General features: G+C 57.3%; 11 protein-coding genes. 7 read left to right on the top strand and 4 right to left on the bottom strand.

The window, feature by feature from the left end; all coding sequences use genetic code 11:
* Positions 1-63: 63 nt before the first annotated feature.
* Both ACRDD5_RS15530 and ACRDD5_RS15525 read left to right on the top strand, forming a co-directional pair.
* Positions 64-978, top strand: coding sequence for an SPFH domain-containing protein (locus tag ACRDD5_RS15530; RefSeq protein ID WP_271283364.1), 915 nt, complete (start codon positions 64-66; stop codon positions 976-978).
* Positions 975-1427, top strand: a complete 453-nt coding sequence (locus ACRDD5_RS15525; protein ID WP_271283363.1) for an NfeD family protein — start codon at positions 975-977, stop codon at positions 1425-1427. Before ACRDD5_RS15530 ends, ACRDD5_RS15525 begins: the two co-directional genes overlap by 4 nt.
* On the opposite strand, the gene cueR is transcribed toward ACRDD5_RS15525, so the two are convergent.
* The gene (gene cueR, locus ACRDD5_RS15520) at positions 1424-1834 is read right to left on the bottom strand and encodes a Cu(I)-responsive transcriptional regulator (protein WP_271283362.1); all 411 of its coding nucleotides are present in this window, start codon (positions 1832-1834) and stop codon (positions 1424-1426) included. The genes ACRDD5_RS15525 and cueR overlap by 4 nt on opposite strands.
* A gap of 107 nt (positions 1835-1941) precedes the next feature.
* Between cueR and copA the strand changes: the two genes are divergently transcribed.
* The 3 genes from copA to ybaK all read left to right on the top strand — a co-directional run bounded on the left by copA (position 1942) and on the right by ybaK (position 5995).
* Positions 1942-4443, top strand: coding sequence for a copper-exporting P-type ATPase CopA (copA, locus tag ACRDD5_RS15515; protein WP_438677243.1), 2502 nt, complete (start codon positions 1942-1944; stop codon positions 4441-4443).
* 78 nt (positions 4444-4521) lie between these two features.
* A complete protein-coding gene (locus ACRDD5_RS15510; RefSeq protein WP_438677242.1) occupies positions 4522-5316 on the top strand; it encodes a TraB/GumN family protein in 795 nt (264 codons plus the stop codon).
* Positions 5317-5515: 199 nt separating this feature from the next.
* Positions 5516-5995 (top strand): Cys-tRNA(Pro)/Cys-tRNA(Cys) deacylase YbaK, encoded by a 480-nt coding sequence (ybaK, locus tag ACRDD5_RS15505; protein ID WP_271283359.1) that lies wholly within the window; start codon positions 5516-5518, stop codon positions 5993-5995.
* 41 nt (positions 5996-6036) lie between these two features.
* Here ybaK and ushA read toward each other — a convergent pair whose 3' ends face one another.
* A complete protein-coding gene (gene ushA / locus ACRDD5_RS15500; RefSeq protein WP_438677241.1) occupies positions 6037-7689 on the bottom strand; it encodes a bifunctional UDP-sugar hydrolase/5'-nucleotidase UshA in 1653 nt (550 codons plus the stop codon).
* 163 nt (positions 7690-7852) lie between these two features.
* Here ushA and ACRDD5_RS15495 point away from each other — a divergent pair, with 163 nt between their 5' ends.
* The gene (locus ACRDD5_RS15495) at positions 7853-9058 is read left to right on the top strand and encodes an MFS transporter (RefSeq protein ID WP_438677240.1); all 1206 of its coding nucleotides are present in this window, start codon (positions 7853-7855) and stop codon (positions 9056-9058) included.
* Between the two features lie 234 nt (positions 9059-9292).
* Positions 9293-10969 (top strand): YbaL family putative K(+) efflux transporter, encoded by a 1677-nt coding sequence (gene ybaL / locus ACRDD5_RS15490; protein WP_271283356.1) that lies wholly within the window; start codon positions 9293-9295, stop codon positions 10967-10969.
* Positions 10970-11061: 92 nt separating this feature from the next.
* On the opposite strand, the gene ACRDD5_RS15485 is transcribed toward ybaL, so the two are convergent.
* Together ACRDD5_RS15485 and hemH are read right to left on the bottom strand one after the other, a co-directional pair.
* Positions 11062-12366: an inosine/guanosine kinase gene (locus ACRDD5_RS15485; protein WP_438677312.1), complete on the bottom strand. Its 1305-nt coding sequence runs from the start codon at positions 12364-12366 to the stop codon at positions 11062-11064.
* Positions 12367-12428: 62 nt separating this feature from the next.
* A partial coding sequence (gene hemH, locus ACRDD5_RS15480) for a ferrochelatase (RefSeq protein WP_438677239.1) occupies positions 12429-13082 on the bottom strand: 654 nt, incomplete at its 5' end.

The raw sequence follows: 13082 nt of genomic DNA, 5'->3' as shown, positions 1-13082 counted from the left end.
TACTAATGAACAATAAACGCGCAATCGTTGTTGCTAAATGGAATGCAAAACAGGAGGTTTTATATGCTCATCGTGATCCCCGTACTGATATTCGTCGCCCTGGTGATTGTTGCCGCCGGGGTCAAAATTGTCCCGCAGGGCTACCAGTGGACGGTTGAACGCTTTGGCCGTTACACCAACACCCTTCAGCCCGGCCTGAGCCTCGTCGTGCCGTTTATGGATCGTATTGGGCGCAAGATTAACATGATGGAACAGGTGCTCGATATCCCATCCCAGGAGGTCATCTCCAGGGATAACGCCAACGTCACCATCGACGCGGTATGCTTTATTCAGGTCATCGACGCGCCGAAAGCCGCCTATGAGGTGAGCAACCTTGAGCAAGCGATTCTGAATTTAACCATGACAAATATTCGTACCGTCCTGGGCTCAATGGAGTTGGATGAAATGCTCTCCCAGCGCGACAGCATTAACACCCGGCTGCTGCATATCGTCGATGAAGCCACTAATCCGTGGGGTATTAAGGTTACCCGCATTGAAATCCGCGACGTACGCCCACCGGCAGAACTGATCTCTTCTATGAACGCCCAGATGAAGGCCGAACGGACTAAACGCGCCTATATTCTGGAGGCCGAAGGGATACGGCAGGCGGCGATCCTGAAAGCCGAAGGGGAGAAACAGTCACAGATCCTCAAAGCCGAAGGTGAACGTCAGTCGGCATTTTTACAAGCTGAGGCCCGCGAACGTTCAGCAGAAGCAGAAGCACAGGCCACCAAAATGGTGTCAGAGGCCATCTCCGCCGGGGATATTCAGGCGATTAACTACTTTGTGGCGCAAAAGTACACCGAAGCGCTACAAAAAATCGGCTCGGCGGAAAACAGCAAAGTGGTGATGATGCCGCTGGATGCCAGTAGCCTGATGGGGTCGATCGGTGGGATCGCAGAGCTTATCAAAAACAGCGGCAACGAGCGTAAATTATGATCGAGATGATCGCTGCACATCCCCACATCTTCTGGCTGAGTCTCGGTGGCCTGCTGCTGGCAGCTGAGATGCTCGGCGGCAACGGCTACCTGCTGTGGAGCGGTGTGGCAGCAGTGGTCACCGGGCTACTGGTCTGGGTACTGCCCCTGGACTGGGCATGGCAGGGAACGCTGTTTGCCCTGCTGACCCTGATTGCCGCATGGCTCTGGTGGCGCTGGCTCTCCAGGCAGGTGCGCGCGCAAAAGCCTGCCGATGCGCGACTTAATCAACGCGGGCAGCAGCTTGTCGGGATGCGGTTTACGCTGGACACGAATCTGGTGAACGGTCGCGGCCATATGCGGGTGGGCGACAGTTCGTGGCCAGTCGTTGCCGACGACGACCTCAACGCGGGTACTAAAGTCGAGGTCGTGGCGGTAGAAGGGATCACCCTTCGCCTCAGGGCCTGCTAAACCTCACGCTTGCGATGACAGCAGCCGGAAAGATTGTCGATAATCGGACAGTCGGCGCTGTCATCCCCCGGACAGCTCTCGGCAAGCGCCAGCAGCCGATCGCGCATCGCCTGCAGCTCCACAATATGACGTTCGATTTCGGCGACCTTCTCCAGGGTCCGGCTTTTGACATCCGCGCTATGTCGGGCGGGATCGTTAAACAGATCCACCAGATCGCCACACTCATCCAGATTAAACCCCACCTGGCGGGCCTGACGCAGTAGCGTGAGTTCATCAAGGTGCTTTTGCGTGTAGCTCCGGTAGCCGTTCTCGCTGCGCAGCGGGGGGGTGACAAGCCCCTTCTCTTCATAAAAACGAATGGCTTTGCTGGTCAGCCCGGTTTTTTTGGCAACATCACTGATATTCACGTTTCCCCCTTGACCTTCCCCTTGATGGAAGGTTTAACCTTTATAACAGTTTGAGGAAAGTGTTCCTACGGTCAATATGTGGCCGGATATTTATAAGGAGTTTTGATATGTCTCACAGCATTAATCTGACGCTCGACGGCCTGTCTTGCGGCCACTGCGTCAAACGTGTCAAAGAGAGTCTGGAGCAACGCCCGGACGTCGAACGTGCAGAAGTGACTATTGACCATGCGGTTATCACCGGCAGCGCCAGCGCCGATGCCCTGATCGACACCATCCAACAGGCCGGTTACGGGGCGGAGTTAAGCCACCCAAAGGCTGATCCGCTGACAGCGTCAACAATCCCGTCGGAAGCACTGACAGCGGCCCCTTCTGAGCTTCCGGCAGCTCACGACACCGTTGACAGCCAGCAGCTGTTAATCAATGGCATGAGCTGCGCCAGCTGCGTCACCCGGGTACAGAATGCCTTGCAGGCGGTACCGGGGGTTGCACAGGCACGGGTCAATCTGGCGGAGCGCACTGCGCTGGTGATGGGTAGCGCCTCCGCCTCGGATTTAGTGCTGGCGATTGAAAAAGCGGGCTACGGTGCCGAGGCGATAGAAGATGACCTCAAACGCCGCGCGCGCCAGCAGGAAACCGCCATCGCCACCATGAAGCGTTTCCGCTGGCAGGCGATTGTTGCCCTGCTGGTGGGGATCCCGGTGATGGGCTGGGGGATGCTTGGGGACAACATGATGGTCACCGACGACAACCGCAGCCTGTGGCTGGCGATCGGTATTCTCACCCTTGGGGTGATGGTCTTCGCGGGCAGGCATTTTTATACCAGCGCATGGAAAAGCCTTAAAAACCGCACAGCCACCATGGACACGCTGGTGGCGCTGGGCACGGGTGCCGCCTGGCTCTATTCGATGAGCGTCAACCTCTGGCCGCAGTGGTTCCCGATGGAAGCGCGCCATCTCTATTATGAAGCCAGCGCGATGATTATCGGCCTGATTAACTTAGGCCATATGCTCGAAGCGCGGGCCCGCCAGCGCTCCTCAAAAGCGCTGGAAAAATTACTCGATTTAACCCCACCGACCGCCCGGGTGGTGACTGAAAACGGCGAACAAGACGTCCCGCTGGCCGACGTTGAGGTGGGGATGATCCTACGCCTGACCACCGGGGATCGCGTGCCGGTCGACGGGGAGATCGCCCAGGGCGAAGCCTGGTTTGATGAAGCGATGCTGACCGGCGAACCGATCCCGCAGCAGAAAAGCAGCGGGGAGAGCGTCTACGCCGGAACGGTGGTGCAGGATGGCAGCGTGCTGTTCCGCGCCAGCCACACGGGCAGCCACACCACCCTGTCACGCATTATTCGCATGGTGCGCCAGGCGCAGAGCAGTAAGCCGGAAATCGGCAAACTGGCCGATAAAATCTCTGCCATTTTCGTGCCGGTGGTGGTGGGCATTGCCCTGTTTAGCGCCGCCATCTGGTACTTTTTTGGCCCCGCACCGCAGATTGTTTACACCCTGGTGATCGCCACCACCGTGCTGATCATCGCCTGCCCATGCGCACTCGGGCTGGCGACGCCGATGTCGATTATTTCGGGTGTGGGCCGTGCCGCCGAGTTTGGGGTCCTGGTACGCGATGCCGATGCGCTACAGCACGCCAGCACCCTGGACACACTGGTGTTTGATAAAACCGGAACCCTCACAGAAGGCAAGCCACAGGTGGTCGCCGTCAATACGGTGGGCAATCTCAGCGAAGCCGACGCCCTGCGTCTGGCGGCGGCACTGGAACAGGGCTCCAGCCACCCGCTGGCGCGCGCCATCCTCGGCAAAGCCGACGCGGCGGGGTTACCGCAGGTCAACAACTTCCGCACCCTGCGCGGGCTGGGCGTCAGCGGCGAGGCCGACAACCGCACACTGCTGCTGGGCAATCAGGCGCTGCTGGCCGAAAACGGCATTGATACCCGCGCGCTGGATGACTCTTTACACACCTGGGCCGCTCGGGGAGCTACCCCGGTGCTACTGGCAATTGACGGCCAGGCTGCCGCGCTGTTTGCTGTTCGCGATCCGCTGCGTGAGGACAGCGTCGTCGCACTACAGCGTCTGCACCGCGCGGGCTATCGACTGGTGATGCTCACCGGCGACAACGCCATTACTGCACAGGCCATCGCTAAAGAGGCCGGTATTGACGAGGTGATTGCGGGCGTGCTGCCGGACGGCAAAGCCGAGGCCATTATGAAGCTGCAGGGCGAAGGTCGCCGGGTGGCGATGATCGGTGACGGCATTAACGATGCCCCGGCGCTGGCACAGGCAGAAGTGGGAATTGCGATGGGCGGCGGCAGCGATGTCGCCATCGAAACGGCGGCGATCACCCTGATGCGCCACAGCCTGACGGGCGTTGCCGACGCACTCGCGATCTCGAAAGCGACCCTGCGCAATATGAAGCAGAACCTGCTGGGGGCTTTTATCTATAACGCGATTGGGATCCCTGTTGCCGCCGGGATCTTATGGCCGCTGACCGGCACGCTGCTGAACCCGGTGGTGGCAGGTGCAGCGATGGCGCTTTCCTCCATCACCGTGGTGAGCAATGCCAACCGCCTGCTGCGTTTTAAGCCCAAAGCCTAGCCTTTTATCGCAGACAAGGACGTCTTGCACCCCGCCCCCCCACGCGCTAGCATGAATTTTTCCCTTCACGGAGCGCGTATGAGTTTGTTTCATCGTCTAAAAATAGCGTTTCGCGCCCTGTTTCCCCGCCGCTATGCCTGGCCGGGGCTCGATATCTCCCTGCCTGGCGGGCAGCATCTGCACCTGGTGGGCAGTATCCATATGGGCACGCGCGATATGTCTCCCCTGCCGCCCGGTCTTATCACCCGGCTGCGCGGGGCGGATGCGCTGATCGTCGAGGCAGATATCTCCGGCGACGAATCGCCTTTCGCTGGCCTTGCTATCCCGCCTCCGCTGAATGAACGTCTCAACCCTGCGCAACTGACTGAACTGGAGCGGTTCGCCGACGAACTGGGATTACCGCTCTCAATGCTGGAGAGTCAGCCGCTATGGCAAATCGCAATGGTGTTGCAGGCCACTCAGGCGCAGCGTCTGGGATTGCGTGGTGAATTCGGGATCGACTATCAGCTGTTGAACGCCGCACGCGCGCAGCAGTTGCCGGTTATTGAGCTCGAAGGGTCCGACAGCCAGATTGCCCTGCTGCGCCAGATGCCGAACGATGGATTATTGTTACTGGAAGATACGCTGACCCACTGGCATACCAACGCCCGTCTGCTGCAAACGATGGTGAGCTGGTGGCTGGAGGCACCGCCCAGCGTCGATAAGCTGGCGCTGCCGGCAACGTTCAGTGAATCGCTGTATGACGTCTTAATGCACGAACGCAATCAGGCGTGGTGTTCAACGCTGCACGCGCTGCCTGCGGGCCGCTACGTGGTGGCCGTGGGAGCGCTGCATTTGTACGGTGAAGGAAATTTGCCGTCGTTGCTGAGATAAAAAAGCGGCCAATATTTCTATTGGCCCGTCAAAGAGGAATTTCATCGTTGTTATTATGCCGGAGGAGACCCCCGGTTGAGCCGATTGTCGCTCAAAGTGACCATCACTGCCAACACTATTGCGCAAGATGGTGCTATTTTTTAGCCACTCCACAGGCGTATGCTTAGGGCGTTTATTGTCTGTGCTAAGAAGGATTGCGATGACTCCCGCCGTTAAATTACTCGAAAAAAACAAGATTTCTTTCCGGGTCCACAGCTACGACCACGATCCCAGCGAAACGAATTTTGGTGATGAAGTGGTGCGCAAGCTGGGACTGAATGCCGATCAGGTTTACAAAACGCTACTGGTTGCGGTCAATGGTGACATGAAGCACCTCGCCGTGGCGGTGACGCCGGTGGCCGGTCAGCTGGATTTGAAGAAAGTGGCAAAAGCGCTGGGCGCCAAAAAAGTGGATATGGCCGACCCGATGGTGGCGCAGCGCACAACGGGGTATCTGGTGGGCGGTATCAGTCCGCTGGGGCAGAAAAAGCGCCTGCCGACGCTGATTGATGCGCCCTCTCAGGACTTTGACACCATTTTTATTTCGGGTGGCAAGCGCGGGCTGGACATTGAATTAGCCGCCAGCGATCTGGCAAAAATGCTGGATGCGCAGTTCGCGGATATCGCGCGGCGGGAGTAATCAAACGCCCGGTAGCGTCTCGCTACCGGGCGTTCACCCCACTACTGCCAGCTCACTTCACCTTTCGGTTCATAGGCATTCACATCCAGCGGAGAGTTCTGCTCGATGTATTGCTTCAGCACCTCGGCATCGATAAAGCCGGTATTCACATAGCCTGGTTTGTCATCCAGATGCGGATAACCATCCCCGCCGGTGGCGTTAAAGCTTAAGGTCGCCATGCGGTAGGTTTTGGCGGGATCAACCGGTTCACCTTTGATCTTCAGGTCGTTGAGCACGCCCTCTTTTGCCACGAAGCTGACGTTTGCAAACTGCGGATAGGCCCCGGAGTCCGGTTTCATCTTCGCCACCGCCGTCAGGTAATCGCTCACCTCTTTCCCGCTCATGTCGGCATACACCACCACGTTGCCGAACGGCTGCACCTTCAGCACATCTTTATAGGTGATATCCCCGCCCTCGATAGAGTCGCGGATACCGCCGCCGCTCATTACCGCAAAGTCAGCGTTAGTGCGCGCCATTTGCGCGGCCAGCAGCAGGTGGCCCATATTGGTCTGTACAAAGCGGACTTTACTGCGATCGCCTTCCAGCCTGCCGGTCAGGGTGCCGATCTTCACATCCAGCTGCGCTTTACCTTTGTTCTGGAACGGCGACAGCAGGGAGAGCATCTGCTGGTTTTCGGCGATTTCCGGGGTATAGAGCACGCGCTCGCTCTGCCCGTTGTCGTAGGTCACTTTCTTCTTCAGGTTGACCGGAATCAGCTGGTAATTCACCAGCTTCATCTCGCCGTTGCGGAACTCGAAGTCCGCGCGTCCCACGTATTTGCCCCACTCATGCGCCTGCACAATCCAGATCCCGTTCTGTTTGTCCGGCGCGCAAGGAGTGCCTGGCACGTAATCCGCCTGCTTTTTATTTTCCGACGCCATGCACACCGGATCCTGTGAGTGACCACCCACAATCATCGCCAGCGCGCCCGCTGGCAGGCTGCGTGCCATCTCGACATCCCCCGGCGCGTTCGAGCCATGATCGCCATTATCGTAATGCCCCATATGGGTGGTGGCGATAATCACATCCGGCTTTTCGTTCTGCTGCAATTCCTGGATCACCAGCTTCGCTTCATCCGCCGGTTTACGGAACTCAATATCGGTGAAATATTCCGGGTTGCCGATTTTGGCCGTGTCATCGGTGGTCAGCCCTACCACCGCAATTTTAATATCCTGGCGTTTGAAAATGGCCCAGGGTTTAAATAAGCGCTCGCCGGTACTTTTCTGGTAAATATTGGCGGAGAGGAACGGGAATTTTGCCCACTTTTCCTGCTGGCGTAATACGGTCAGCGGATTATCAAACTCATGGTTACCCACGGCCATCGCATCGTAGCCAATCAGGTTCATGCCACGGAAATCGGGTTCGGCATCCTGCAGATCGGACTCCGGCACACCGGTATTAATGTCGCCGCCGGAGAGTAACAGCACGCTGCCGCCCTTCGCCGCGACCTCTTTACGGATCCCGTCCACCAGCGTCTTCTGCGCCGAGAGGCCATACTCGCCATACTCACTGCGCCAGAAGTGACCGTGATGATCGTTAGTGTGCAAAATGGTGATGTTATAGGTTTTATCTTGTTCCCAGGCTTGCGCAGGCAGGCTAAGCAGCCCGCAGGCCGCTAATATTGCCAGCGCAACGCTACGCTTCATTAACTTCATCTCTTCTCTCCCTGACTCATCGACAAACGCAAAAATTACAATGAGTAACCAGAATAGACAAATATCTTTTCAGAATTGCGACTTTCCTCAAATGTCGGGGAAAGGTATGTTAGTCGGATAATAATTACTCCCTGCACTTCCAATAACAATTAACGTGGTATTTATGGCAATCAGTGAATCTACTCCCCCGGTGTCGGCTGCGAAGCCGCGCACCTCATTTGGTATTCTCGGCGCGATCAGTCTGTCGCATCTGCTTAACGACATGATCCAGTCGCTGATTCTGGCGATCTACCCGCTGCTGCAGTCAGAATTCTCACTGACGTTTGTGCAGATCGGCATGATCACCCTTACTTTCCAGCTGGCGTCGTCATTGCTCCAGCCGGTAGTGGGCTACTGGACGGATAAATATCCGATGCCGTGGTCGCTGCCTGTTGGCATGTGTTTTACCCTCAGCGGGCTGATCCTGCTGGCGATGGCGGGAAGCTTTGAAGGGGTGCTGGTGGCGGCGGCGCTGGTCGGTACCGGATCATCCGTCTTCCACCCGGAATCGTCCCGTGTGGCGAGAATGGCGTCCGGCGGCCGTCACGGACTGGCGCAGTCTCTGTTCCAGGTGGGCGGTAACTTCGGCAGTTCCCTTGGTCCTCTGCTGGCGGCGGTGATTATTGCCCCGTACGGCAAAGGTAACGTCGCCTGGTTTGTACTGGCCGCGCTGCTGGCGATTGTGGTACTGGCGCAAATCAGCCGCTGGTACGCCGCTCAACACCGGGTGAATAAGGGTAAACCCCAGACTCCGGTGATCAATCCGCTGCCGCGCAACAAGGTCATTCTGGCCGTTAGCATCCTGTTAATGCTCATTTTCTCCAAATACTTCTATATGGCGAGCATCAGCAGCTATTACACCTTTTATCTGATGGAAAAATTCGGATTATCGGTACAAAACGCGCAGTTTCATCTGTTTGCGTTCCTGTTTGCTGTTGCCGCCGGGACGTTTATTGGCGGGCCGCTGGGCGATAAGATCGGGCGTAAATATGTGATTTGGGGCTCTATCCTCGGCGTAGCGCCATTTACGCTGCTTTTACCCTATGCAACCCTGTGGTGGACGGGGGTTTTAACCGTGATCATTGGTTTTATCCTCGCATCCGCGTTTTCGGCCATCCTGGTGTACGCTCAGGAGCTGTTACCGGGCCGTATTGGCATGGTTTCCGGGCTATTTTTCGGTTTCGCCTTCGGCATGGGTGGGCTGGGAGCGGCGGTGTTAGGGCTGGTTGCGGACCATACCAGTATCTTTTTGGTCTACAAAATCTGTGCTTTCCTGCCACTTCTGGGGATGTTGACCATATTCCTGCCTGATAACCGGCATAAAGCCTGATTTATCCGCGGCCAAAGTCTGACTTTGGCCGCAGCCTTTCCTTCTGCCATAAGCCTTTCTTAGCCCCCTTCCTGAAAAATCGTCCTGTTCTCCTTCCGTTTAACGCTTATTGCTGTTTTCTTCAAAATTCAATAATTATTCATAAACATAATCATTAGATTTGTCATAAACTATTACTCGGCTTTTTGGTTTTTTAACCAAAAATGGATCAACACAGCAACGAAAGGAGACGGAATGCATCACGCCACACCGCTTATCACCACCATTGTCGGTGGACTTGTACTTGCATTTATACTCGGCATGCTTGCCAACAAACTGCGTATTTCCCCTCTGGTGGGCTATTTGTTAGCAGGTGTGCTGGCCGGTCCGTTTACTCCTGGTTTCGTTGCTGATACCAAACTTGCCCCTGAACTGGCGGAACTTGGCGTGATCCTGCTGATGTTCGGCGTCGGTTTGCATTTCTCCCTGAAGGATTTGATGGCGGTAAAGGCCATCGCCATCCCCGGTGCCATCGCCCAGATAGCCGTGGCGACGTTGCTGGGTATGGCGCTTTCATCAATGCTGGGCTGGCCGCTGATGACCGGTATTGTGTTCGGGCTGTGTCTCTCCACCGCCAGTACCGTGGTGCTGCTGCGCGCGCTTGAAGAGCGGCAACTGATAGACAGCCAGCGCGGGCAGATTGCCATTGGCTGGCTGATCGTCGAAGACCTGGTGATGGTATTAACGCTGGTGTTGCTGCCCGCCGTTGCCGGGATGCTCGAAAAAGACAACGTCGGCTTTGCCACGCTGGCGCTGGATATGGGCATCACCATCGGTAAAGTGGTAGCGTTTATCGCCATTATGATGCTGGTTGGCCGTCGCCTGGTGCCGTGGATCCTCTCCCGCAGCGCCGCCACCGGCTCACGCGAGCTGTTTACTCTCGCCGTGCTGGCCCTGGCGCTGGGTATCGCCTTTGGTGCCGTCGAGCTGTTTGATGTCTCCTTCGCCCTGGGCGCCTTCTTTGCCGGGATGGTACTCAACGAATCTGAACTCAGCCACCGCGCTGCACACGACACCTTACCGCTGCGCGACGCCTTTGCGGTGCTGTTCTTCGTCTCCGTCGGGATGCTGTTCGACCCGCTGGTACTCATCGACCAGCCGCTGGCGGTGCTTGGCACGCTGGCGATCATCATCTTCGGTAAGTCGGTCGCGGCCTTTTTCCTGGTGCGTCTGTTCGGCCACTCGCCGCGTACTGCCCTGACCATCGCCGCCAGCCTCGCACAGATTGGTGAGTTTGCCTTTATCCTCGCCGGACTGGGGATGGCGCTGAACCTGCTGCCGCAGGCGGGACAAAACCTGGTGCTGGCGGGAGCGATCCTGTCGATTATGCTCAACCCGGTGCTGTTCGCACTGCTGGAGAAATACCTCGATAAAACCGAAACCCTCGAAGAGCAGACCCTGGAAGAGGCCATCGAGGAAGAGAAGCAGATCCCGGTGGATATTTGTAACCATGCGCTGCTGGTCGGCTTTGGCCGGGTTGGTAGCCTGCTGGGCGAGAAGTTAATGGCTCAGGGCATTCCGCTGGTGGTGATTGAGACCTCCCGCACCCGCGTGGATGAGCTGCGCGAGCGCGGCGTTCGTGCAGTGCTGGGCAATGCGGCGAACGAAGAGATTATGGAGCTTGCGCACCTAAACTGCGCGCGCTGGCTGCTGCTGACCATCCCCAATGGCTATGAGGCCGGTGAGATTGTGGTCTCCGCCCGCGAGAAATTCCCGCACCTGGAGATTATCGCCCGGGCGCATTATGACGACGAAGTGGAATACATTATCGAGCGCGGCGCCAACCAGGTGGTGATGGGCGAACGCGAGATTGCCAATACCATGCTGTCGCTGCTGGAGAAACCGCCGGTTGAAGAGGCGGTGACGGGTTAAATTTCTGCGGCCTGATGCCCTCACCCTGGACCTCTCCCACCGGGAGAGGGAATAAACACTAAAAACGACAACCAGAGGTTGTCGTTTTGCTTTTACCTGGCCCAGTACGACTCTTCCAGGCTGTCTTCTCTTTCCGGCAGACCACGCGTTAAGCGCGGCGAGTGCTGGTTAAGCACCTGATAACTCACGCGGTTCGCGTATTTGCATACCTGCGCCAGTGACGAGTAGGTCAGCCAGGAGAACGTATGTTTGCTGGAGTTAGGCACGTTGGTGCGGTGGAAGGCATTCGCGGTGATATCGTGCAGCAGCGCCGCCAGCGCACCGTCTCCTGCGCCATTGGTGTTCATGATCTTCTCTGGCCCGCCCATGTACGGGGCGATATGCGAGAAGATGCGCAGCGGATTCTGACAATCTTTGTGGCGCATCGCGCGACTGAACTCAAACTGATTGAACTCGGCGATGGCACCTGGCAGCAGCGGGTGCTGGGTTTTGCGTTTGGCTTCTTCTTCGGTAAAGCCCGCCATATATAAGCCCACCGGCCCGGCGGTGCAGAGCACCAGATCGACCCAGTCCAGCGCTTTATCAGACGCCAGCAGAGGATCGCTCTCCCCGGTCAGGGCTTCGGCCTCTTCTTCGTTCATTGCCAGAATGGAGACGTGCTCTTTCAGGAACGCCTGCCACCACTCGGGGTTATCGGCGATCACAAATTTCGTCCCCAGCGTCAGCACCACCGGCACATTGTATTTTTTCGCGTATTCCACCGCCTTCATGGTCGCTTCCGGCATCGGCTCGCCCGGCTTGCAGCGCACCAGATAGGAAGTCAGCACCAGCGCTGAGGCACCGGCAATCACCTCTTCCGGAATGCTATCGGCGCGCAGCTTGTTCATATGGCCCGGGCTGATGGCGAAGGTCCGCTCCCCGGATTCACCGATCAGCGTAAAGCAGCGGCCAATTGCCCCTTCCACGCCCTGCAGGTAGTTCAGATCCGTGCGGCTGGAGGTGTTGCACAGATAGCGGTAGGCGTAGCCGCCAATTTCAATGTTGCTGCACATAACGCCCAGCAGCACCGAGCGGTCATCAGCCAGTACCGAGTAGTTGTGCATGGTATTGCCGATGGTGCCACCGGCAAACTGATGGGTGATGAGGTTTTCACGCACCAGCTCCTGATACAGCGCTTCCGCCACATCGTCTTCAATCACCAGTGAGTGCCCGGCGCTCAGGCCATAGCGTGCGACAAACGCATCGTCCACTTTTGCTTCAATATCCACCAGCGTCTGATCGATACCCACTACCCAGGCGGCGTTGGTCTCATTCTCCGGCTGAATTTGTTGCAGCAGCGGATCGCGGGCGTTAACGGGAAAGTAGTGTTTAGATTTGCGTTTACCGGGAAATTTCATGTTCTGGGCTACGAGTGACGGATGGGCCGGAAATGGTAGCACAAATCCGGCCTGTCGCGCGATCAGCGGCTGTTGGTGACCAGGGACACCATCATCTCGATATGTTCAGGGTCGTCGTTCAGCGCCGGGATATACTCGTACTTTGTCCCGCCGGCTTCGAGGAAGAATTCCCGGTTTTGCACCGCAATCTCTTCCAGCGTTTCCAGACAGTCCGCTGCAAAGCCCGGCGACATCACCTGGATATGCTTTACGCCCTTCTCACCCAACATTTTAAGGGTTTCATCGGTATAAGGTGTCAACCACGGCTCGCGACCAAAGCGCGACTGGAAGGTCATCATCACCTTCTCGGGGGGCAGCCCCAGCGCGGATACCAGCTCACGCGTAGTATCGCGACAGCGCTGCGGATAATCGTCCCCTTCATTGGCAAATCGCTGCGGGATACCGTGGTAGGAAAGCAGCAGCAAATCCGGCTCGCCGTGTTTCGCAAAGGACGCGCGCGCGCTGCTGGCAAGGGCATTGATATACATTTCGTTATCCGCGTAGTCGCGAATAAAGGTCACAGCAGGAATACGGCGACGGGTTGCCAGAATGCGCGCCAGTTCATCCCAGACCGCGGCCACGGTGGAACAGGAGTATTGCGGATAGAGCGCCAGCACCACGATATGGTCCACGCCTTGCGCCAGCAGTTCATTAACCGCACTTTCCAGCGAGGGTTT

Origin of the sequence: Silvania sp., from assembly GCF_051656365.1 — a bacterium.
GTDB lineage: Bacteria > Pseudomonadota > Gammaproteobacteria > Enterobacterales > Enterobacteriaceae > Enterobacter > Enterobacter hatchlandensis.
Note: the sequence above shows the minus strand (reverse complement) of the source record. Positions and strands in the feature narration are given on the sequence as shown.